Genomic DNA, 22,067 nt, shown 5'->3' with positions numbered 1-22,067 from the left:
AGGCCCTGCGTCAGGGCAGGACCCCACCTGTGGGAGCGGCTTCAGCCGCGATGCTCCTGCTCTGGGGCTCCAAGGCAAAAGGCATCGCGGCCGAAGCCGCTCCCACACCCGCTCAGTCGCCTTGCTGCAGCGCCACCAGCAGCTGCGCGGGGGTCACATAACCGCCCAGCGTGCGGCCATCGGGTGCCACGATGGTGGGCGTGCCGCTGACGCCCAGCTTCATCCCCAGGTCGAACTGGTCCGCCACCGGGTTGGTGCAGGTGGCGGCGGGCGGTGCCTTGCCCGCAATGGCGGCGCTGAAGGCCGCCTTGCGATCGGCCGCGCACCAGATCGACGACATTTCGCTGTACGTCGCGGTTGGCTTGCCCGAGGTGCTGGCGACGCCTTCGCGCGGCCAGGCCAGGTATTCCACCGCGATGCCGGCCTTGTTGAAGGCGGCGATGTGCTCATGCAGCGCGCGGCAATAGCCGCAGTTGACGTCGGTGAACACGGTGACGGTGTATTTCGGGTGCGCCGGCGCGAACACGATGCGCTGCGAGGCGGGCACCTTGGCCAGCTCCGCCTTGCGGAACCGGGCCCACGCCGCGTTGCTCACGTTCTTCTTCTGCGCCAGGTCGATCAGGTCGCCGTTCAGCAGGTAGCGGCCGTCGCTGCTGAGGTACATCAGCTGGCCGGAGGCGATCACCTGATAAAAGCCCGGCAGCGCCGCCGGTTCCACCGCGTCCACCTGCACGCCGGGCGCCAGCGTTTTCAGCGCGTTCCGCACCATGGTGTTGACCGCGGGGGTGACCTTGAGGGGGGCCGGCTCGACCGCACTGGCGGCACCCATTGCCATCACGCTGGCGACCATCAGGCCGGCGCACGTTGCCAGCAGCCATTTCTTCGACATCACGACCTCGTTCGATCCGGCTTGGCCGGGCATGACCGGCGATTCTCGCATAGTCCGCTGAACCGGCCTGGTCCGCGCACGATCATCCGCGCGGGTGGTGCTGCGCGTGCAGCCGCTTCAATCCCTCCTTCGCCACCAGGGTGTAGATCTGGGTGGTGCTGAGCGAGCTGTGGCCCAGCAGCATCTGCAGCGCGCGCAGGTCGGCGCCGTGGTTGAGCAGGTGAGTGGCGAACGAATGGCGCAGCACGTGCGGCGAGATGCGCTTGGGGTTGATGCCCACCTGCGCCGCGTAGCGCTTCACCAACAACCAGAACATCTGCCGCGTCATGCCGCTGCCGCGCTGGCTGAGGAACAGCGCCGGCGGCTGGCGCGCGCCAGCCAGTGGCGGACGGGCGTCGGCCAGATAGTTGCCGATGTGTTCCAGCGCCACCTCACCCACCGGCACCAGCCGATCCTTGCCGCCCTTGCCGGTGACCCGCAGCACGCCCTGGCGCGCATTGAAATCCGCCAGCGGCAGTTCGACCAGCTCCGACACGCGCAGGCCGCAGGCGTACATCAGCTCCAGCATGGCGCGGTCGCGCAGGCCCAGGGTGCTGCCGAGGTCGGGAGCGGCCAGCAGGCTCTCGATCTCGCGTTCGGCCAAGGCCTTCGGCAGGCTGCGGGGCAGGCGCGGCCGCTCGATCAGGGCGGTGGGGTCGACGAACGCGGGCTCGTCGCGGGCGATGGAGGCGTAATAGCGGCGAAACGTGGATTGCCGCCGCGCCATCGAGCGGATCGCCCCGGCGCAGGCCGCGTGGTAGGCGGAAATATCCTCGCGCCGCGCCGTGCGCAACTGGCGCCCGCGCCCGGCCAGCCAGGCGGCCAGCGCCTGCAGGTCGCGGCGGTACGCCTCCAGCGTGCGATCGGCCAGGCCATCCTCCGACCACAGCCGTTCGAGAAACGCGGCAATGCCGGCGCGGTCGGCTTCGGCGATACTGGGCGGGTTTTCTTCCTTCGTCATGCGCTCGATGCTGGCCATTGCGCGCGCAACACGCAAGCGATCCACACTTGATGTCCCGCACCTTTCCCACTGCCCCGCCCTGCCCGCTGTGGCGTCGATTGACGGCGCTGGTGTACGACCTGCTGATCGTGCTGGCGATCATGATGGTGGCGAACATGCTGGGCCTGCTGGTCACCGGCGGCCGCTTGCTGGACGAGCAGCAGCATCTGCGCGCGTGGTGGTTTCCGCTGTTCGAGGCCGCCTGCGTGGGCGGGTATTTCGTGGCGTCGTGGCGTCGTGGCGGGCAGACCATCGGCATGCGGCCGTGGCGCATCCGCCTGACCACCGCCACCGGTGATACGCCCTCGTGGCCGCAGTTGCTGGTTCGCCTGGGTGTCGCCGCCGCACCGTGGCTATTGCTGGGCCTCACCCAATGGGTCGGACTTCGACTGGCGCTGTGGGCCGTTCTGGTGGCATGGATCGTCTGGTACATACCGGCATTGATCGACCCGCGCCGCCGCGCCGTGCACGATATCGTTGCCGGCACCGAAATCCGTTCGCCGCCCTGATTCCTCCACCGTCGCCCCGCCGCGCAGGACTCCATCCGCCCATGCCAAGCCCCGCTCGCGACAGCCGCAGCAACGATGAGCTCATCCGTGCCAACCGCGGCTTCTATGAATCGCTGTGGGCCGACGCGCACCTGATGGATCCGCAACGCTTCAACACCTGGCCGCTGGTGCGCGAACTGGTCGCCACCGCGCCGCGCCGGCTGGAGGTAGCCCCGGGCCTGCGCCCGCGCCTTCCGCTGGAGGACACCTGCTTCATCGACCTCAGCCACGCCGCCCTGCGCCAGTTGCGTGCGCGCGGCGCCAATACCGCGCACGGCATGATCGGTGCGCTGCCCTGCGCCAGTGCCAGCTTCGACCTGGTGTGTGCGCTGGACATCCTGGAGCACGTGGCCGACGACGAGGGCGCACTGCGTGAACTGGCGCGGGTGGCCGCACCGGGCGCGACGGTGTTGCTGTCAGTGCCGCTGCACCAGCACGCGTGGACGGCATTCGACGAATTCGTGGGGCATTGCCGGCGCTACGAGCCGGACCAGATCATGACGCTGCTGGCCCAGCACGGCTTCACCATCGAGCAGAGCGCCGTGTACGGCATGCAACCCAAATCCTCGCGCCTGCTGGAACTGGGCCAGTGGTTCCTGGTGCACCGGCGCCAGCGCGCGATGTGGTGGTACAACCGCGTGTTCATGCCGCTGGGCGTGCGCTTCCAGAAACCGCTGCAATGGCGCGACGGCATGGGCGACACGCAGGGCGTGGACGAGCTGCTGCTGCGCTGCCGTTTCTCGCCAAGTGATTGATTAGGCAGGCCACCACTGATTTTGCGGCGATGCAACACCCGGCGGTCAAAAAGGCTAAGATGGCGCCTTTCGTCGCAGGCACACCCGCCCCATGCTTTATCAAATCCACGAATGGCAACGCTCGTTCCTCGGCCCGCTGAGCTACTTCGCCCAGGCCAACGCGCGCATGCTCAATGACCACGCCAGCCCGCTGTCGCAATGGCCGGGCGTGCAGCGGATGGCGGCGGGGTTCGAACTGATCCACCGCCTGGGCAAGGATTACGAGAAACCGGCATTCGACATCCACAGCGCGCTGGCCCACGAGCACGAGATCGCGGTGATCGAACGGGTGGCGCTGGACAAGCCGTTCTGCCAGCTGAAGCGCTTCAAGCGCTTCAGCGACGACCCGGCCACCATCGAGAAAATGAAGGTCGACCCGGTGGTACTGGTGGTGGCGCCGCTGTCAGGCCATCACGCCACGCTGCTGCGCGACACCGTGCGCACGCTGCTGCGCGAACACAAGGTCTACATCACCGACTGGGTCGACGCGCGCATGGTGCCCGCCGAGGCCGGCACCTTCGGGCTCGACGATTACGTGGCGTATATCGAGGAATTCATCCGCCACATCGGCGCGCGCGAGCTGCACGTGATCTCGGTGTGCCAGCCCACCGTACCGGTGCTGGCGGCGGTGTCGCTGATGGCCGCACGCGGCGAGGACACCCCGCTCAGCCTCACCATGATGGGCGGCCCGATCGACCCGCGCCGCAGCCCCACCGGCGTCAACAACCTGGCCACCACGCAGCCGCTGTCGTGGTTCAAGAACAACGTGGTGCAGACCGTGCCGCCGAACTATCCCGGCCACGGCCGCGAGGTCTACCCGGGCTTTCTGCAGCACGCCGGATTCATCGCGATGAATCCCAGCCGCCACCTCAGCTCGCACTGGGACTACTACCAGAACCTGTTGCGCGGCGACCAGGAAGACGCCGCCTCGCACCGCAAGTTCTACGACGAATACAACGCCGTGCTGGACATGCCGGCCGCGTTCTACCTGGACACCATCGCCACCGTGTTCCAGCAGTTCCTGCTGCCGCGCGGCCTGTGGGACGTGGCCGGTGAACGGGTGAACCCGGCGGCGATCAAGCGCAGCGCGCTGCTCACGGTCGAAGGCGAGCTGGACGACATCTCCGGCCTGGGCCAGACCCAGGCGGCGCACGACCTGTGCAGCGGCATTCCCGCCAAACGCCGCGCGCACAAGGTCATCGAGGGGGCCGGCCATTACGGCATCTTCAGCGGCCGGCGCTGGCGCGAAACCGTGTACCCGCAGGTGCGCGATTTCATCCGCAAGTTCGACCGTGCCACGAAATAATCCGGCCTCGCGGCAACGCCAGGAACGACGAAGGCCGGCATTGCCGGCCTTCGTCGTTTTGCATGCCTGGTGCCCTCGAGACGATTCGAACGTCCGACCTGCCCCTTAGGAGGGGGCCGCTCTATCCAGCTGAGCTACGAGGGCGATGCGCAATTTTCGCATGGATTCGCCGAGGCGCGAAGAACGCCGCGCGAAGCCCGGCAAATGGCCACCTGCTAGAATGGTTTCTTTTTAAACCATTCAATGGAGACGCTCATGTCCCATGCGATTCTGAAGTCGCTCGGCCTCGACCAGACCTTGTCCGGCACCTACCTGGGCCAGGGCGAATGGTCGGCCACGACCGACGCCGGCACGCTGCAGCCCACCAATCCGGCCACCGGTGAAGTGATTGCCAGCGTGCCCGCCAGCAGCGCCGCCGACTACGAGCGGATCGTCGAGCGCGCCCAGGCCGCGTTCAAGATCTGGCGCACCACGCCCGCGCCGCAGCGCGGCGAAGCCGTGCGGCTGTGCGGCGAGGCGCTGCGCAAGCACAAGGACGCGCTGGGTTCGCTGGTGTCGCTGGAGATGGGCAAGATCAAGCCCGAAGGCGACGGCGAAGTGCAGGAGATGATCGACATCGCCGACTTCGCGGTGGGCCAGAGCCGCATGCTGTACGGCTACACCATGCATTCGGAGCGCCCCGGCCACCGCATGTACGACCAGTACCACCCGCTGGGCCTGGTCGGCATCATCAGCGCGTTCAACTTCCCCGTCGCGGTGTGGGCGTGGAACGCCATGCTGGCCACCATCGCCGGCGACATCTGCATCTGGAAGCCGTCGCCGAAGACGCCTCTGTCGGCCATCGCCACCATCAAGATCTGCAACGAGGCGCTGAAGGAAGGCGGTTTCCCCGACCTGTTCTTCCTGTTCAACGACGCCGGCAGCGAGCTGGCGCAGAAGTTCGTGGACGACAAGCGCATCCCGCTGATCAGCTTCACCGGCTCCACCAAGGTGGGCCGCCTGGTCGGCGAGCGCGTGGCCAAACGCATGGGCCGCTCGCTGCTGGAGCTGGGCGGCAACAACGCGATCATCGTGGACGAAACGGCCGACCTGAAGCTGGCGATCCCCGGCATCGTGTTCGGCGCGGTGGGCACCGCCGGCCAGCGTTGCACCACCACGCGCCGCGTGTTCGTGCACGAGTCGATCTTCGACACCGTGGTCGGCACCCTGGTGCAGGCGTACAAGCAGGTGGAAGGCAAGATCGGCGACCCCACCCAGGCCACCACGCTGATGGGTCCGCTCAACAGCCCCGAAGCGGTGCAGGGTTACCTGGCGGCGATCGAAAAGGCCAAGGCGGCCGGCGGCACCATCGCCACCGGCGGCGCGGCGCTGACCGATCGCAAGGGCAACTTTGTGCTGCCCACCATCATCACCGGCATCGCCAATGCGCATGACGTGGTGCAGACGGAGACGTTTGCGCCGATCCTGTACGTGATGCCGTTCAAGACGCTGGACGAGGCGATCGAGATGCAGAACGACGTGCCGCAAGGCCTGTCCTCGGCCATCTTCACCAACAACCTGCGGGCGGCCGAGCAGTTCCTGTCCGCGGCCGGTTCGGACTGCGGCCTGGCCAACGTCAACATCGGCACCAGCGGCGCGGAGATCGGCGGCGCGTTCGGCGGCGAGAAAGAGACCGGCGGCGGGCGCGAATCGGGCTCGGATGCGTGGAAGGTGTACATGCGCCGCCAGACCAACACCATCAACTATTCCGATGCGTTGCCGCTGGCGCAGGGGATCAAGTTCACGGTGTGACGGTGGCGGCCGGAGCGGAACGTCTGCGCAGCCGTGGTGCATGAGTGAGGCCGAACACTCATGCCGCCATCCCGGCGAACGCCGGGATGGCGGATGTTGAGGGTTCGGCCGCGTTTCCGCGATCGTGCTGTTCCAGCTTTGCAGGAGTGAGCGACCGATGAACTACCCACCGCATTCCTCCCCACCCGCCACCACCAGCCCCCTGGCGGTGGCGAGTCTGGTCTCCGGCATCCTGGCGTGGTGCGTGCTGCCGTTCATCGGTGCGATCGCGGCGATCATCTGCGGCCACCTGGCACGCAGCGAGATCCGCCGCAGCCCGGTCGATCGTCCAACGGGCGGCGACGGCATGGCGATCACCGGCCTGGTACTCGGCTACGCGCAACTGGCCGCGGTTTTGCTGGCGGTGCTTGCGTTCGTGGCCTTGCTGTTTTTCGGCTTCACATGGTTCGGCTGGCATTGACCCGCGCATGAGCACGCCCGCTGCCCCTCCCTTCGATTTCCGCGGCTACCGGGTCGTGGTTGCCGGCGGCAGCAAGGGCATCGGCCGCAGCATCGCGCTGGGCTTTGCGCAGTCGGGCGCGGCGGTATCGATCTGCGCGCGCGGTGCCGCGGCACTGGAGGAAACGCAGCGGGCGATCGCCGCCTTGGGCGGCCAGGCGCACGCGGCGCGTTGCGACTTGGCCGATGCCGCGGACATCGAACGCTACGTGGCGGACGCGGCCGCCGCCCTGGGCGGCATCGACGTGCTGGTGAACAACGCCAGCGGCTACGGTTTCGGCGACGACGACGACAGCTGGCTGGCGGGCTTCAACGTGGACCTGATGGCCGCCGTACGCACCTCGCGCGCGGCGCTGCCGCACCTGCAGGCCTCGGCCCATCCCTGCATCCTGCACACCAGTTCGATCGCCGCGTTTCGGCCGCGCGCCCACGGCGCGGCATATGCCGCGGCGAAGGCGGCGCTGAGCCAGTACACCACCTCGCAGGCGCTGGCGCTGGCCGAACACCGCATCCGCGTCAACGCGATCGCACCCGGCTCCATCAGTTTTCCCGATGGCCTGTGGCAGCGGCGCAAGCGGGACCAGCCCGATCTGTACCGCGCCACGCTGGCAAAGATCCCGTTCGGCCGCTTCGGCACCCCGCAGGAAATCGCCCACGCGGCGCTGTTCCTGGCCTCGCCGTGGGCGGGCTGGATCACCGGCCAGACGCTGGCGGTCGATGGCGGGCAGATGCTCAACGGCTGACTGCTTGTGAATTGTGCTTTCGCTTCCCCTGCGCAGCGGGGGAAGCTGCCCGAGGGGCTGAAGGGGGCTCCTTTCGTCGTGCAAAAGCAAGATCGAGAGCGCCCCCATCCGCCGTCGGCACCTTCCCCCGCTGCGCAGGGGAAGGAAATGTCTGGCGTCGTCCAGTCCTCAAATGATTCACAGGCTCTGAGCGCCGCCGCCAAGGCGCGATAAACTTCCACGACGACTCCCGCACTTCGCGGGCTAACCGGCTCGACACATGTACGACTACCTGCGCCCGCTGCTGTTCAAGCTGGATGCCGAAACCGCGCATCGCGCCACGCTGTACGCACTAGGCGTGGCCCAGCGCAGCAACCTCGCGCAGTGGATCGCCAAGCCACCGGCCGACCTGCCGACCACCGCGTTCGGCATCAGCTTCCCCAACCCGGTCGGTCTTGCCGCGGGGCTGGACAAGAACGCCGAGCATCTGGACGCGCTGAACACCTTGGGCTTCGGCTTCATCGAGGTGGGTACGGTGACGCCGCGACCACAGTCGGGCAACGCCAGGCCCCGCATGTTCCGCTTGCCGCGGCACGAGGCGATCATCAACCGCATGGGTTTCAACAACGAGGGCGTCGATGCGCTGGTGCGCAACGTGCGCGCATCGAGTTACCACGGCGTGCTCGGCATCAACATCGGCAAGAACAAGGACACGCCGAACGAGAAAGCCGCCAGCGATTACCTGTTCTGCCTCACCCGCGTCTACGAGCTCGCCAGCTACATCACCATCAATATTTCCTCGCCCAACACGCAAGGCCTGCGCGACCTGCAGGAGGAAGCCACGCTGCGGCGCTTCATCTCGGTGCTGCGCGAGGCGCAGGAGCGGCTGGGTTCGCAACACGGCCGGCGCAAGCCGATGCTGCTGAAGATCGCGCCCGACCTGGGCGAAGCCGAGCAGGACGCCGTGGCCGAGGTACTGCTGCACACCGGCATTGACGGCGTGATCTGCGGCAACACCACCATCGACCACAGCGCCGTCGCCGACGATCCGCATGGCGACGAAGCGGGCGGACTTTCCGGCAAGCCGCTGTTCGCGCACTCCACCGCGGTGCTGGCCGGCATGCACAAACGCCTGCAGGGGCGCATCCCGCTGATCGGCGTGGGCGGCATCCTGGATGGCAGCGATGCAGCGGAGAAACTCGACGCCGGCGCCTCGCTGGTGCAGCTGTATTCCGGGCTGATCTATCGCGGCCCGGCATTGGTCAATGAATGCGTGGACGAAATCCGCCGCCAGCGCGGGGCCGCGCATGTCGATTGAACGTAGCGACATGCCTGCGGAGCGAACCGACATGCCTGTGGAGCGAATCGACATGCCAGCGGAGCGAATCGACATGGGCGGCTACACGCTGATCGAAAACGCCCCGCTGGCCAATCGCAACACCTTGCGCGTCGATGCGCGGGCGCGGCTGCTGGCCGAGATCCACGACGCCAGCAAGCTGCCCGAGCTGCTCGACTTCCCCGCCGTGTGCAACAGTCGCCTGCTGGTACTGGGCGAAGGCAGCAACGTGTTGTTCACCGGTGACTTCGACGGCACCGTGCTGGCCATGGCCACCCGCGGCGTGCAGGTGGAAAGCGACGGCGACAGTGCCCGCATCGCGGTGGCGGCCGGTGAACGCTGGGACGACTTCGTGCGCTGGACGCTGGGCCAGGGCTACGCCGGGCTGGAAAACCTGATCCTGATTCCCGGCACCGTGGGCGCCGCTCCGATCCAGAACATCGGCGCCTACGGCTGCGAAGTAGCCGAGTTCGTGGAAAGCGTGGAAGCATGGGACACCCGCGAGCGCTGCGTGGTGACGCTGGACCACGCCACCTGCGCCTTCGGCTACCGCGACTCGCTGTTCAAGCACGAACCCGGCCGCTACATCGTCACCGCCGTGCGCTTCCTGCTGCCACGCAACCGCCCGCTGCGCACCGACTACGCCGGCATCGACGAACAACTGGCGCGCATGGGCGTGGACAAACCCGCACCGTTCCACGTCGCCGAAGCCGTCGTGCACCTGCGCACGAAAAAGCTGCCCGACCCCGCCGTGATCGGCAACGCCGGCAGCTTCTTCAAGAACCCCATCGTGGACGCCACCATCGCCGACACCTTGAAACGCAACCACCCCGACCTGCCCGCCTGGCCGATGCCCGACGGCCGCTGCAAACTCTCCGCCGCCTGGATGATCGAGCAAAGCGGGTTCAAGGGCCTGCGCGAAGGCGATGCCGGCATCTCCAACCGCCACGCGCTGGTGCTGGTAAACCACGGCCACGCCAGCGGCCCGCAGTTGTGGGCACTGGCGCAGCACGTGATGGATGGCGTGCGCGAGACATTCGGCGTGCAACTGGAACCCGAACCGATCGTCATCACTCCCTGAGTTCCCATGGGAGCGCGCCCTGCACGCGATGCTTCGGCTCTCGGCTGTTCTGTGGGAGCGACTTCAGTCGCGATGCCTTGCTCCTGGATGTGACTTCCGGGTGGGAGCCTTCGAGCGCCTGCGGTTGTGCGAATCAAAAAGCATCGCGGCTGAAGCCGCTCCCACAAATGTCCCGAACAACAGCAAGAGCATCGCGCACGACCGAAGGAAATCCCTTATCGCGAAGGCTCACACCGCTCGTGCAAACCAGGCGCCGTAACCCGGCAAATGCAAGCCATCGCCATGCAACGAACCGGTCGGCAAGCCGTGGCCTTCCAAGGCACGCCATGCACCCAACGCAGGCAACGACACATCGGCCGCCGCCTCGCCGAGGTTGAACACCACCAGCACGGTCTCGCCATCGACGCGGCGCGTAAACGCCAGCACCGGCTCGGGCATGTCGATGAAGCCGATTTCACCCACGCACAGCGCCGGCTGCGCTTTGCGCCAGTGCATGAAAGTGCGGAAACCGTTGAGTACCGAATGCGGGTCGTGTTCCTGCAGCGCGACGGCCAGTTCGCGATGTTCCCGCGGCACCGGTAGCCACGGCGTGCCGGCGCTGAAGCCGCCGTTGGATTCGTCGCTCCAGGGCATTGGCGTGCGGCAACCGTCGCGGCCCTTGAATTGCGGCCAGAACGCAATGCCATAAGGGTCCTGCATCGCCTCGTAGGGCACGTCGGCTTCGGTGAGGCCAAGCTCCTCGCCCTGGTAGATGCATACCGAGCCACGCAGCGAGCACAGCACCGCCGTGAACAGGTTGGCCAATGACGACGACGCGTGCCCGCGGCCCCAGCGCGTGATCACCCGCTCCACGTCATGGTTGGAAATGGCCCAGCAGGGCCAGCCTTCGTCCATCTGCGCTTCCAGCGCCTGCACCGTGTCGCGGATGTAGGTTGCGCTGAAATCGTCGGTGAGCAGTTCGAAGCTGTAGCCCATGTGCAGGCGACCGGGGCGGGTGTATTCGGCCATGGTGGCCAGCGAATCTTCCGAGGATATCTCGCCCAGCGCGGCCACGTCTGTATAGCCGTCCATAAGCGCGCGGAGATCGCCCAGGAACTTCAGGTTTTCCGGCTGCGTGTTGTTGAAATGGTGGTACTGGAAGGCGTACGGATTGTCCGGGCTGAAGCCGCGGCCCACGCGCTTTTCCTTGGGTTTAGGCGGGTTGTCGCGCAGTGCGCGGTCGTGGAAGCAGAAGTTGATCGAGTCCAGCCGGAAGCCATCCACGCCCTTGTCGAGCCAGAAGCGCAGGTTGGCCAATACCGCCGCGCAGACATCGGGATTGTGGAAGTCGAGATCCGGCTGCGAGGCCAGGAAGTTGTGCAGGTAGTACTGGCCGCGGCGCGGCTCCCATTGCCAGGCCGAACCGCCGAACAGCGACAGCCAGTTGTTCGGCGCGCTGCCGTCGTCCTTCGCGTCCGCCCACACGTACCAGTCCGACTTGGGATTGTCGCGGCTTTCGCGGCTTTCCTTGAACCAGGCATGCTCGTTCGAGGTGTGGCTGAGCACCTGGTCGATCATCACCTTCAGCCCCAGCGCGTGCGCCTTCGCCAGCAAGTTGTCGAAGTCGGCCAGGGTGCCGAACAGCGGGTCGACATCGCACGGGTCGGCGATGTCGTAGCCGAAATCGGTCATCGGCGAACGGAAGAATGGCGCGATCCAGATCGCGTCGACACCCAGGCTGGCCACGTAATCGAGCTTGTTGATGATGCCCGGGAGATCGCCCACGCCATCGCCATCGGTGTCCATGAAGCTGCGTGGATAGATCTGATAGATGGCGGCTCCGCGCCACCAGGTTGCCTCACTCATTCCGCGTATCCCCTTGTTCTTGTTGCCGCGGCGCCGACGACATCGGATCGGCTCGACTGCATGACATGGGGGCAGCTTAATGGCAGCGGGCAATGCTCAATACGAGCGTGCATACGTATTCATTTGCGGCATGTAACGCGTCGCAACACGACGACAAAAACGTGCCGCAACATGCTTGCGCTCCCACGAAAACAGCTTGAAAACAGCGGTATTTCGCCCATCGACGTACGCGCTCGACCCTCACCGTGTTAGCGCAAACATTGATGCGAAGCACAAAAATGAATACGTATGCAGTACCCGGTTGAACGCGCGTTTCCGCGCCTACCATGGCCGCGCATCGACAAGCCGCATGCAACACCAAGGGAATGCGCGGGCGAAGGTCGATCAGTCATCGATACGCGTAACCAATCATAGAAACTGGGGAGGGGGCACCATGGTATTCAAGCGAAACGTACTTGCCTTGGCATTGGCATCCGTCGGCTTTTGCGCGGCATCGAGCAGCTACGCCGCGCCGCAGGCCAGCGACAGCAACGACCAGGCAACGCAGACGACCGCGTCCGGTGACGTATCCACCGCCAAGGCCAAAGCCCAGGCGAAGGAAGACCAGCACGTCAAGAACATGAGCACGATCACGGTGACCGGCTTCAGCCGCAGCATCGAGACCTCGATCGACGTGAAGCGCTACGCCGACACCGTGGTGGACGTAGTGACGGCGGCGGACATCGGCGGCCTGCCCGACGTGTCCATCTCCGACGCACTGACCCGCCTGCCCGGCATTTCGGCGGAGCGCATCAACGGCGAAGCCAGCGCCATCAATATCCGCGGCATGTCCGGCGGCTTCGTGGAAACCACCTTGAACGGCCGGGAGCAGGGCGCCACCAGCGGCAGCCGGGTGATCCAGTTCGACCAGTACCCGTCGGAGATGATCAGCCAGGCGACGGTATACAAGTCGCCCAAGGCGTCGTTGATCGAAGGCGGCGTGGCCGGCACGGTGGAGATGCAGACGGCCAACCCGCTGGAGAATTCGAAGCAGTATTCGGCGGTGTTCAACCTGCGCGGCAGCTACAACGACCGCGGCAACGAAACCGACGGTGCCAATCCGCGCGGCTACCGCGCCAGCGCGTCGTTCCAGGGCAAGTTCCTCAACAACACGCTGGGCCTGGGCCTGGGCGTGGCGCAGATGTACCAGCCACACGTGGCCGACCAGTTCAACGGCTTGGCGTACAACGGCTCCAAGGACGTCAATGGCGACGGTGTCAACGAGTACACCAGCGAAGGTTTCGAGATGCAGCAGAACGGCGGCTCGGCACGCCGCAACGGCTTCATGGGCGTGGCGGTGTGGGAGCCCAGCGATTCGTTCACGCTGAAGGCGGACGGCTTCTACTCGCATTTCGATGCCACCAACTTCGGCCGCGGCTTCCGCGTGAAGACGCTGTCCAACGGCGCCATCACCAACCCCGCCATCCAGGCGGATGGCCAGGTGACCGGCGGCACCGTTTCCAGCAACGGCGACCCGTACTACACCATCCAGACCACCAACGATGACGACAGCACCGTCACCAGCGTGCTGTCCGGCGGCTTGAACGCGAAGTGGACGACCGGCTCCTGGACCATCATCGGTGACGTGGGCATGTCGCGCGCCAAGAGCGACATGACCAACGCCGTGTCGTGGACCCTGCCGTTCAACGGGATGGGCACCGCCGCTCCGACGGTGGCCAACGACCTCTCGGCCAGCTACCAGTTGAAGAACCTCAACATCCCCGATGTCAGCTTCAATCGCGACCTCACCGATCGCAACCAGATGGCCCTGGCCAAGGTCGGCGTGTATCCGTACATCTACGAGGACAAGACCAAGGCGGCCAAGCTGGATGTGCGCTACGACTTCTTCAACAACTCGGTGATCTCGGCGGTCGAGGCCGGCGCGCGCTACTCGCAGCGTCGCTACCAGGCGGACCGCGCCATCTGGGAATACGGCAACGACTTCGGCCAGTACCAGAATGGCCAGGTGCCGCTGGCCTTGAACGATGGCAACTCGCACACCGCCTGCTTCAAGGGCAACCTCTCGGGCTTCCCCTGCTTCCTCTCGGTCAACAGCCTGGCCGTGCTGGAAGAGAACGGCATCACGCCCACCCCGACCCGGCAGTGGGCCAACGACTGGACCCAGATCCAGAGCGCCACCGTCAGCGAGAACGTGCTGGCCGCCTACGTGATGGCTGACGTGGACACGATGATCGGCGACCACAACCTCACCGGCAATTTCGGCGTGCGCATGGTGCGCAGCTCGCAGTACAGCGAGGGCCTGCAGAACATCGGCGACGGCAGCGCACCGCCGCTCACCGACGGCCTGGGCGTGGTCAGCACCAACTACCTGATGGTGCGTCGTGGCAAGAAGTACACCGACTACCTGCCCTCGCTGAACCTCAACTACCACTTCGACGACGCCAACCAGTTGCGCTTCGCGGCAGCCAAGGTGATGTCGCGCCCGCCGCTGAACAAGCTGATGGCTGGCGGCGGCTCGTGGATCGATGGCAACAAGTACAACATGTGGGGCAACACCAGCCCGTTCCTGGACCCGTTCTACGCCAAGGCGTATGACCTGTCGTTCGAGCACTACATGGACGACAACGGCGGCGCCATCGCGGCGGCGCTGTTCTACAAGAAAATCGATTCGTTCATCGAAGACCGCACCATCGATCCGTTCGATTTCGCCGGCGCGGGCATCCAGGTGCCGATCAACCCGAACACCCAGCAGCCGTACGAGAACGGCCAGTACCAGACCGCCGTGAACAACGATAAGGGCGGCTACGTTCGCGGCATCGAGCTGGATTACTCCAAGGTGTTCAAGTCGCTGCCGGGCGCATGGTCGGGCCTGGGCTTCACCGGCAGCTTTGCCTACTCGCAGAGCAAGGTGACGGAAACCTCCACGCTGGGCGGCACGCCGATGCAGATCGGCCTGCCCGGCCTGTCGCCGCGGGTGATCAACGGCACGCTGTTCTACGGCTACAAGGGTTTCGACACGCGCCTCTCCGCGCGCTATCGCGACCGCTTCGTCTCCAACCAGATGTCCGAAGACAGCCAGACGGTCTACTACGCTCCGGAAACCGTGGTGGACTACCAGGCCTCCTACGCGTTCCAGTCCGGCAGCCTGAAAGGCCTGAGCCTGCTGTTCCAGGTCAGCAACCTCACCGACCAGCCGACGCGCACCTACTTCGGCAGCGAGGATCTCACCGGTACGCTGCAGTGGTTCGGCCGCCAGTACTACGTGGGCTTCACCTACGCGCTTTAAGTGATCGAGCCCGGGCGCCGCACGAAAGCGGCGCCCGGCAACTTTCCTCTTCTGCCCGGGCCGGTTGCACGCTGGATCCCGGGCTTTTTTTCGGCAGGCGGCAACGCGCATCATGCGCGGATGCCGTCCACCCGCAATCCATGGGGAACGTCCATGTTCTGGCGACAATCCATACTCGGCTGCACCACCACGCTTTTCGCCGCACTCGCACTTGGCCTCGCCGGCACCGCCGGCGCGGCACCGCCCACGACGACCAGCCATGCACCCGCGGCCCACACGGCACCCTCTGATGTCTGGTACGAAATCTTCGTGCGCAGTTGGGTCGACACCGATGGCGATGGCATCGGCGATCTCAATGGCGTCACCGCCAAACTCGACTACCTGCAATCGCTGGGCGTCAGCGGGATCTGGCTGATGCCGATCAATCCCTCGCCCAGCAACCACGGCTACGACGTCACCGACTACTACGGCATCAATCCGCAATACGGCAGCATGCAGGACTTCGAGAAGCTGCTGGCGGAGGCACACAAGCGCGGCATCAAGGTGATCATGGATCTGGTGATGAACCACTCCAGCGACCAGCACCCGTGGTTCCGCGCCGCGCTGGACCCGGCCAGTAAATACCGCAGCTGGTACCAGTGGTCGCGCCCCGGCACCGACCTCGACGCGATCAGCGCCACGGACACGCCCGCGTGGCACGCGCGGGGCAGGCAGCACTATTTGGGCGTCTTCACTGGCGCCATGCCCGATCTCGATTTCGACAACCCCGCCGTCCGCCAGGAGATGATCCGCATCGGTCGCTACTGGCTGCAAAAAGGCGTGGATGGTTTCCGCGTGGACGCCGTGCAGCATGTCTACCTCGACTTCAAGGCCGACACCGACAACCCACAGGTGCTGGGTAAGAACATCGCATGGCTGACGCAGTTTCGCGCCGGCATGAATGGGGTCAATCCACACGCTTATATCGTGGGCGAGGTGACCCAGCCGTCGGCGGAAAAGCTGGCGCCGTATTTCAAGCCGCTCAGCGCCGTGTTCGATTTTCCGCTGGCCGAAAAACTGATCGACAGTGCGCGGCAGGAACGCAACGATGGCCTGGATAAGCTGCTCGGCCACATCGACAGCACCTACCGCGCCACCACCGGCCGCTCCGGCGTCGATGCGCCGTTCCTTTCCAATCACGACCAGAACCGCGTGATGAGCCAGCTCGACGGCAATGCCGAGCACATGCGCATGGCCGCCGCGATGCTGCTGACCCTGCCCGGCGATCCGTTCCTCTACTACGGCGAGGAGATCGGCATGCGCGGGCAAAAGCCCGACCCCGATATCCGCACGCCGATGCGCTGGCATCGCGCCACCCACGCGCCCGGCGAAACCACCTGGCGCGCCGGTCATGACGATCCCGCCATCTCGGTGGAAGCGCAGCAAGGCGACCCGGATTCCCTGCTGAGTTTCTACACCCGGATGATCCACTGGCGCAGCCAGGCCAGCGCGCTGCGCGATGGCCGGCTCACGCCGTACACCGTGGACAACAAGCAAGTGGTGGCCTACCGGCTCGACGCCGCCAGCAGCCATGTGCTGGTGGCGCACAACCTTTCCGGCACGCCGCAAACGATCACGCCGGACAAGACGCGCCGCGTGCTGTTGCAGAGCAAACCCGATGTCGTGCTGCGCGACGGCGTTCTGCACCTGCCGGCCTACAGCACGGCCGTGCTGCAGTGATGGTGCTGGCCACCGCACTGTCGATGGCACTGTCGAGCGCCGTGACGCCCGCAGCCGACGGCATCGAATGGCAGCAGCGTCGGGCCAGCATGAGCGTGGCCGGCGATGGTTTCGTGCTGCACGCTCCCGGTGGCGATCGCCACATCCCGGCCCAACCGCTCGCCACCCATACCGGCAGCCCGCTGTTCGACGGCCTGTTCGCAATGGCGCTGGATGACCTGCACAAGGACTCGGTGGCGGCGATTCGCGACGACGCGTTCGACCACGGCCAGTCGATGCCTTGCGCCTGTTTCGAGACGGGCGAGAAGTGGCATTACGTGTGGACGCGCGACCTGTCCTACGCGATCGACCTGGGCTTGTGGCGGATCAACCCGGTCCGGGCGAAAGCGTCGCTGCTGTTCAAGCTGTCCGACGTACGCGAACCCACCGCGCCGCCGGGCCTGTATCCGATGCAGGACACCGGCTCGGGCGGCAGCTGGCCAATCAGCACCGATCGGGTGGTGTGGTTCCTGGGAGCGCGGCATCTGCTGGATGACCCGGCGTTTGCCGACACGGTGTATCGCGCGCTCACCGATACGCTGGCGCAGGACCAGCACTACGTGTTCGATGCGTCGATGGGGCTTTATCGCGGCGAGACCTCCTTCCTCGACTGGCGTGAGCAGAGCTACCCGGGCTGGACCGCCAACGACGTGCGCTTCATCGCGCAGTCCTACGCGCTGTCCACCAACGTGCTGCATTACGAAGCCCTGCAATTGGCCGTCCAGATGGCCGAACGCCGCCATGACCCGAAGGCGGCCGATTACCGCATCCGCGCTGGTGCGTTGAAAGCCGCCATCAACACCCGTTTCTGGCGCGGCGACCGCGGCTTGTACATGAGCTACATCGGCAGCGATGGCATGCCGATCGAAGCCTATGACCTGCTGGGCATCTCGCTGGCGATCACCAGCGGTGTGGCCGATGCCGACCGCGCCCGCCAGGCGCTGGCCAACTACCCCGCGTATCCGGCCGGCAGCCCGGTGATCTGGCCCGAACGGGCGGATCAGCCGATCTACCACAACCGGGCGATCTGGCCCTTCGTCAGCGCCTATGCCCTGCGCGCCGCGCGGGTGGTGAACGATCCCGACCGCATCGCGCATGAACTGCGTTCACTGCTGCGCGGCGCCGCGTTGAGCGGTTCCAACATGGAGAACTTCGAACTGCTGAGCCAGCGCGTGCACGTGGAGGACGGCAAGCTCAGTGGCCCGGTGGTCAACTCGCCGCGCCAACTGTGGTCGGTGGGCGGCTACCTGGACATGGTGATCGAAGGCGTCTTCGGCCTCAGCGCTGATGGCCGCATCACGCCGAAGCTGCCCGCCTCCCTGCTGCCGATGCTGTTTGGCGACCGCGAGCGCATCAGCGTGCAGTTGCGCGACCAACGCATCACCCTGCAACGACCGGCCTCGGTCAACGGCAACCTGCTTGTGGCCAGCGACGTTGAACACCACGGCAACGAGACGGTGGTGACGCTGAAGGCGATCCATGTCGATACGACACCGCTGCGGCTGGACGCACCGTTGTTTGCGCCGGCCACACCGGCGGCGCCGCAAGCAACTCGCACCGGGAGTAGCTGGAAAATCAGCTTCAGCGGGTATGGCCAGTTGTATGTGGATGGCAAGGTCATCGGTGCCATCGACGGTCAACGCCTGGTTCCCGCCAGCACGGCGCAGCAATGTTTTTCCGTCACCCGCCGCGCCGGAGAACTCGAATCGCTGCCCAGCCCCGTCACCTGCGTGGGCCCGATGCAGCGCCTCGCCGGCGCCTGGCCGCGAACGTGGACAGCGCCCGCCAGCGGCCGCTTCAAGGCCACCTTGGTTTACGCCAACGATCACGGCCCGATCAACACCGGCATCACTGCCGCGGTGAAAAACCTGGTGATCGCGTGCAAGGGTGCGCCAGTGCAGACAAGGCCCATGGTGATGCCGCACAGTGTCGGCATGCAGCCATCCACCCATGTCACGTTCGACGCATCCGCGGGCGCACCTTGCGCTTTTTCGATCAGCCAGGGGTTCAACATGAGCTTCCTGCGCCACTTCGCCCACTACACCGGCGGGCAAGGCGGCATCGAGGGGCCATTGAATGAAGCACGCATGGGCGACCTGCTTATCGCGCCGCTGACCAGGACCGCACCATGAGCAGAAAACCCGAGCTGTCGTTCTGGCAGATATGGAACATGTGCTTCGGTTTTCTGGGCATCCAGTTCGGCTTTGCGCTGCAGAACGCCAACGTCAGCCGCATCTTCCAGACGCTGGGCGCGGACGTCACCGACATACCCGCGCTGTGGATCGCCGCGCCGCTCACCGGCCTGCTGGTGCAGCCCATCGTCGGCTACTGGTCCGATCGCACCTGGAACCGGCTGGGCCGGCGCCGGCCGTATTTCCTCGCCGGGGCCGTACTGGCCACGCTCGCCCTGCTGGCAATGCCCAACTCGCCCGCCCTGTGGATGGCCGCGGGCCTGCTGTGGGTGCTTGATGCGTCGATCAACATCTCGATGGAGCCGTTCCGCGCCTTCGTGGGCGACCAGTTGCCGCCGCGCCAGCGGCCGCTGGGCTACGCGATGCAGAGCTTCTTCATCGGCCTCGGCGCCATCGTGGCCTCGGCGCTGCCGTGGCTGCTGGCGCATGCCGGCGTGGACAACGTGGGCGCCGCCGGCGTGATCCCCGATACGGTGAAATATGCGTTCTACATCGGCGGTGCGGTGCTGCTCTGCTCGGTGTTGTGGACCGTGCTTTTCACCCGCGAATATCCGCCGGAAATATTGCTGGGTTTCGAACAGGGTGACGAGCACGCCGCCCCCGTGGCTGCAGCAACCATCGACCGCCACGCCGCATGGCGCAACGCCGTGGTCTGGTGTTCGGCAGGCATCGTCGGCGTGCTGCTGATCAGCCATTACAACCTCCAACGCGACCTGTATATCCTGGCCGGCAGCCTGATCGCCTACGGCCTGGCGCAGGCGTGGCTGGGGCGCTCACGCGGCAACGGCATGCTCACCCAGGTGCTGGGCGACCTGCACCACATGCCCGATGCCATGCGGCGGCTGGCCTGGGTGCAGTTCTTCTCCTGGTTCGCACTATTCGCCATGTGGATCTACACCACGGCGGCCGTCACCGAAGTGCATTTCGGCAGCACCGATCCCCACTCCGTCGCCTACAACGACGGCGCCAACTGGGTCGGCGTGCTGTTCGCCGCCTACAACGGCTTTGCCGCGCTGGCCGCGCTGGTGATTCCGCTGATGGTGCGCCGCTGGGGCCTGCGCATCAGCCACCTGCTGAACCTGTGGGTGGGCGGCATTGCCCTGCTCTCCTTCCTGTTCATCCGCGACCCGCACTGGCTGCTGCTGTCGATGGTGGGCGTGGGTTTCGCCTGGGCCTCGATCCTGTCGCTGCCGTATGCGTTGCTGTCGGACAACCTGCCCGCCGCGAAGATGGGCGTCTACATGGGCATCTTCAATTTCTTCATCGTGATACCGCAGCTGCTGGCCGCCAGCGTCCTGGGCATGCTGCTGAAAACCTTCTTCCACAGCCAGCCGATCTGGGCACTGGCGCTTGGCGGTGGCAGCCTGCTGGTGGCTGGTCTTTTCACCTTGCGGGTGCGTGAGCCGGCTACCCACTCCCCGTAGCAGTGCATCCCGTGCGCGATGCTTCTAGTCACGCCACAAGAGCAGCTACCACCGGGCTACTACCGTACCGCGCCATTCGCCGACGGGTACTCTTTCCTGACGTGACGCATCGTGTTTCATGCCGCCGGCAAACTGGCATGAAGTGCTTTGCCGATCCGGCAACATGTTGTCGCGAAGCATTGACGCACAGGGAGAAGGACCTTGTTTACCGATCGAAAAGGGGACCGGCGCGGCTCCAGGCCCGTGTACGAGCGTTACAGCGATGCACTGGCGCAGGTGTCTTGGCAGGACTTTGAGAAACTGATGGTCGCCTACTACGCCGGCCAAGGTTACCGCGTGGAACACGTTGGCACGGCGGGTTCGGGGACGCGGTTTGATGGCGGCATCGACCTCAAGCTGTACCTGGATGGACAGTACCTCGTCGTCCAGTGCAAGCATAGGAACGCGCAGCAGGTGACCCATAACCCCGTCCACGAATTGCTCGGTGTCATGCTGACCGAACACGCCACTGGCGCGATCGTTGTCACCAGCGGTGAGTTCACCCAGGCGGCGCACGCGGCAGCCACCAGGGAGCCACGTATCCAGCTGATCGATGGTGCGGCGCTGCGCCAGATGGTTGGCCCGCTTGTCGCCGCATTCGTACCCAACCAGGCGGATGACGCCAGCTTTAGCGATGCCAGCGTTTACGAGCGTGTGCCTACCAGTCCGGCGAGCTATCGCCCACGCCGCGGACGTCGCGCACCGGCACGCAATCCGCTGCCAGGCATCGCGTTCGCGATCATCGCGAGCCTGATTGCATTTTTTGTGGTGCGAAACGCCTTGACCGAATTCGCGCGAAAGCCTTTTCTTCCAACGACGACCTTGGTGACACCTCATCCACCCGTACGAAACTCGCGCCCACCCGCCCTTGTGCCCCGGCAAACCCCACAACCGATGTACGGACAGGATGTTCCAACGACCGATGCCGAGATGCGGGAGTGGAAGCGGAAGAACGCCGAGTCGATGAGAATCATCGAGAAGAGCACCCCCGAACTACTGCGCTGAGGGCTTCCTCGACCGGGTTGCACTGAAAGCGGCAGCTCGAACTCCATCTCAGCGCTGCCTGAGCTTTTTGCAGAACGATCGCAGAGCAAGAGCCCCCCCTCACCCCAGCCCTCTCCCCCGGCGTCGCCGGGGGAGAGGGAGCACAGGCGGCCTGCGCTTCGGCCCGATCTTTAGCTCTCCCACTTTCAGCCCTTCGCTCTTCGGCTTCAGCTCTTCGCTTGTCGCTTGTTGCTTGTCGCTTGTCGCTTGTCGCTTTTGCAACCGCGCAGCGGTTGCGCACCGAGTGCGGGCCAGGATGGCCCGCTGCTTTACCCCGGGCCCCTGTGCGGCGGTGAGGTGGGGTCGACAGGCCGCGCAGCGGGAGCCGACATGGATGTCGGCTCCTTTTCGTCCGGACAGGAGTCCGGTCGAAAAGCCCGGCCCCGGCTCACGGACTTGCCGGGCATGGCGAGGGCATGGATGCCCGAGTTGAGGCAACGCAGGAGCGGTTGCCCGATGCCCGGCAAGCGCCAAG

Annotated in this window: 16 protein-coding genes and 1 tRNA gene; 13 read left to right on the top strand and 4 right to left on the bottom strand. The window is 65.7% G+C overall.

What is annotated here, in order from left to right:
- Window positions 1-112 precede the first annotated feature (112 nt).
- Together UU9_RS16620 and xerD are read right to left on the bottom strand one after the other, a co-directional pair.
- On the bottom strand, window positions 113-889 hold the full coding sequence (locus tag UU9_RS16620; protein WP_040671291.1) for a disulfide isomerase DsbC N-terminal domain-containing protein: 777 nt from the start codon (window positions 887-889) through the stop codon (window positions 113-115).
- A gap of 82 nt (window positions 890-971) precedes the next feature.
- The gene (gene xerD, locus UU9_RS16615) at window positions 972-1,889 is read right to left on the bottom strand and encodes a site-specific tyrosine recombinase XerD (RefSeq protein ID WP_040671289.1); all 918 of its coding nucleotides are present in this window, start codon (window positions 1,887-1,889) and stop codon (window positions 972-974) included.
- Between the two features lie 50 nt (window positions 1,890-1,939).
- Here xerD and UU9_RS16610 point away from each other — a divergent pair, with 50 nt between their 5' ends.
- From UU9_RS16610 to UU9_RS16600, 3 genes are all read left to right on the top strand, one after another.
- The gene (locus UU9_RS16610) at window positions 1,940-2,437 is read left to right on the top strand and encodes an RDD family protein (protein ID WP_040671281.1); all 498 of its coding nucleotides are present in this window, start codon (window positions 1,940-1,942) and stop codon (window positions 2,435-2,437) included.
- A 41-nt stretch (window positions 2,438-2,478) separates the two neighbouring features.
- Complete coding sequence (locus tag UU9_RS16605; protein WP_007082927.1) at window positions 2,479-3,231, top strand: class I SAM-dependent methyltransferase; 753 nt, start codon at window positions 2,479-2,481, stop codon at window positions 3,229-3,231.
- 91 nt (window positions 3,232-3,322) lie between these two features.
- Window positions 3,323-4,576, top strand: coding sequence for a polyhydroxyalkanoate depolymerase (locus tag UU9_RS16600; RefSeq protein WP_007082926.1), 1,254 nt, complete (start codon window positions 3,323-3,325; stop codon window positions 4,574-4,576).
- Window positions 4,577-4,643: 67 nt separating this feature from the next.
- Here the strand turns inward: UU9_RS16600 and UU9_RS16595 are convergent.
- Window positions 4,644-4,720: transfer RNA gene (locus UU9_RS16595), tRNA-Arg, on the bottom strand.
- Between the two features lie 111 nt (window positions 4,721-4,831).
- Between UU9_RS16595 and amaB the strand changes: the two genes are divergently transcribed.
- The 5 genes from amaB to murB all read left to right on the top strand — a co-directional run bounded on the left by amaB (window position 4,832) and on the right by murB (window position 10,004).
- Window positions 4,832-6,367 (top strand): L-piperidine-6-carboxylate dehydrogenase, encoded by a 1,536-nt coding sequence (gene amaB / locus UU9_RS16590; protein WP_007082925.1) that lies wholly within the window; start codon window positions 4,832-4,834, stop codon window positions 6,365-6,367.
- 157 nt (window positions 6,368-6,524) lie between these two features.
- Window positions 6,525-6,827, top strand: a complete 303-nt coding sequence (locus UU9_RS16585) for a DUF4190 domain-containing protein (RefSeq protein WP_007082924.1) — start codon at window positions 6,525-6,527, stop codon at window positions 6,825-6,827.
- A gap of 7 nt (window positions 6,828-6,834) precedes the next feature.
- Window positions 6,835-7,608: an SDR family NAD(P)-dependent oxidoreductase gene (locus UU9_RS16580; RefSeq protein WP_007082923.1), complete on the top strand. Its 774-nt coding sequence runs from the start codon at window positions 6,835-6,837 to the stop codon at window positions 7,606-7,608.
- A gap of 259 nt (window positions 7,609-7,867) precedes the next feature.
- Window positions 7,868-8,905, top strand: coding sequence for a quinone-dependent dihydroorotate dehydrogenase (locus tag UU9_RS16575; RefSeq protein ID WP_007082922.1), 1,038 nt, complete (start codon window positions 7,868-7,870; stop codon window positions 8,903-8,905).
- 73 nt (window positions 8,906-8,978) lie between these two features.
- Window positions 8,979-10,004, top strand: a complete 1,026-nt coding sequence (gene murB, locus UU9_RS16570; protein ID WP_007082921.1) for a UDP-N-acetylmuramate dehydrogenase — start codon at window positions 8,979-8,981, stop codon at window positions 10,002-10,004.
- 228 nt (window positions 10,005-10,232) lie between these two features.
- Here the strand turns inward: murB and UU9_RS16565 are convergent, their stop codons facing one another.
- A complete protein-coding gene (locus UU9_RS16565) occupies window positions 10,233-11,849 on the bottom strand; it encodes an alpha-glucosidase family protein (protein ID WP_007082920.1) in 1,617 nt (538 codons plus the stop codon).
- Window positions 11,850-12,282: 433 nt separating this feature from the next.
- Here UU9_RS16565 and UU9_RS16560 point away from each other — a divergent pair, with 433 nt between their 5' ends.
- From UU9_RS16560 to UU9_RS17400, 5 genes are all read left to right on the top strand, one after another.
- Complete coding sequence (locus UU9_RS16560; RefSeq protein ID WP_007082919.1) at window positions 12,283-15,135, top strand: TonB-dependent receptor; 2,853 nt, start codon at window positions 12,283-12,285, stop codon at window positions 15,133-15,135.
- Between the two features lie 153 nt (window positions 15,136-15,288).
- Window positions 15,289-16,854: an alpha-amylase family glycosyl hydrolase gene (locus UU9_RS16555; protein WP_007082918.1), complete on the top strand. Its 1,566-nt coding sequence runs from the start codon at window positions 15,289-15,291 to the stop codon at window positions 16,852-16,854.
- Window positions 16,854-19,025 carry a hypothetical protein gene (locus UU9_RS16550; protein WP_007082917.1) on the top strand — a complete coding sequence of 724 codons (2,172 nt, stop codon included), beginning with the start codon at window positions 16,854-16,856 and terminating at the stop codon, window positions 19,023-19,025. The genes UU9_RS16555 and UU9_RS16550 overlap by 1 nt, the downstream gene beginning before the upstream one ends.
- On the top strand, window positions 19,022-20,509 hold the full coding sequence (locus UU9_RS16545; protein WP_007082916.1) for an MFS transporter: 1,488 nt from the start codon (window positions 19,022-19,024) through the stop codon (window positions 20,507-20,509). Before UU9_RS16550 ends, UU9_RS16545 begins: the two co-directional genes overlap by 4 nt.
- A gap of 201 nt (window positions 20,510-20,710) precedes the next feature.
- The gene (locus UU9_RS17400) at window positions 20,711-21,553 is read left to right on the top strand and encodes a restriction endonuclease (RefSeq protein WP_007082915.1); all 843 of its coding nucleotides are present in this window, start codon (window positions 20,711-20,713) and stop codon (window positions 21,551-21,553) included.
- Window positions 21,554-22,067 lie beyond the last annotated feature (514 nt).

This window comes from Rhodanobacter fulvus Jip2, assembly GCF_000264315.1.
Classification (GTDB): Bacteria; Pseudomonadota; Gammaproteobacteria; order Xanthomonadales; family Rhodanobacteraceae; genus Rhodanobacter; species Rhodanobacter fulvus.
Note: the sequence above shows the minus strand (reverse complement) of the source record. Positions and strands in the feature narration are given on the sequence as shown.

Coding starts and splice junctions, on each gene's coding strand:
- UU9_RS16620 (WP_040671291.1), bottom strand. CDS start 889: ATGTCGAAGAAATGGCTGCTGGCAACGTGCGCCGGCCTGATGGTCGCC.
- xerD (WP_040671289.1), bottom strand. CDS start 1,889: ATGACGAAGGAAGAAAACCCGCCCAGTATCGCCGAAGCCGACCGCGCC.
- UU9_RS16610 (WP_040671281.1), top strand. CDS start 1,940: ATGTCCCGCACCTTTCCCACTGCCCCGCCCTGCCCGCTGTGGCGTCGA.
- UU9_RS16605 (WP_007082927.1), top strand. CDS start 2,479: ATGCCAAGCCCCGCTCGCGACAGCCGCAGCAACGATGAGCTCATCCGT.
- UU9_RS16600 (WP_007082926.1), top strand. CDS start 3,323: ATGCTTTATCAAATCCACGAATGGCAACGCTCGTTCCTCGGCCCGCTG.
- amaB (WP_007082925.1), top strand. CDS start 4,832: ATGTCCCATGCGATTCTGAAGTCGCTCGGCCTCGACCAGACCTTGTCC.
- UU9_RS16585 (WP_007082924.1), top strand. CDS start 6,525: ATGAACTACCCACCGCATTCCTCCCCACCCGCCACCACCAGCCCCCTG.
- UU9_RS16580 (WP_007082923.1), top strand. CDS start 6,835: ATGAGCACGCCCGCTGCCCCTCCCTTCGATTTCCGCGGCTACCGGGTC.
- UU9_RS16575 (WP_007082922.1), top strand. CDS start 7,868: ATGTACGACTACCTGCGCCCGCTGCTGTTCAAGCTGGATGCCGAAACC.
- murB (WP_007082921.1), top strand. CDS start 8,979: ATGGGCGGCTACACGCTGATCGAAAACGCCCCGCTGGCCAATCGCAAC.
- UU9_RS16565 (WP_007082920.1), bottom strand. CDS start 11,849: ATGAGTGAGGCAACCTGGTGGCGCGGAGCCGCCATCTATCAGATCTAT.
- UU9_RS16560 (WP_007082919.1), top strand. CDS start 12,283: ATGGTATTCAAGCGAAACGTACTTGCCTTGGCATTGGCATCCGTCGGC.
- UU9_RS16555 (WP_007082918.1), top strand. CDS start 15,289: ATGTTCTGGCGACAATCCATACTCGGCTGCACCACCACGCTTTTCGCC.
- UU9_RS16550 (WP_007082917.1), top strand. CDS start 16,854: ATGGTGCTGGCCACCGCACTGTCGATGGCACTGTCGAGCGCCGTGACG.
- UU9_RS16545 (WP_007082916.1), top strand. CDS start 19,022: ATGAGCAGAAAACCCGAGCTGTCGTTCTGGCAGATATGGAACATGTGC.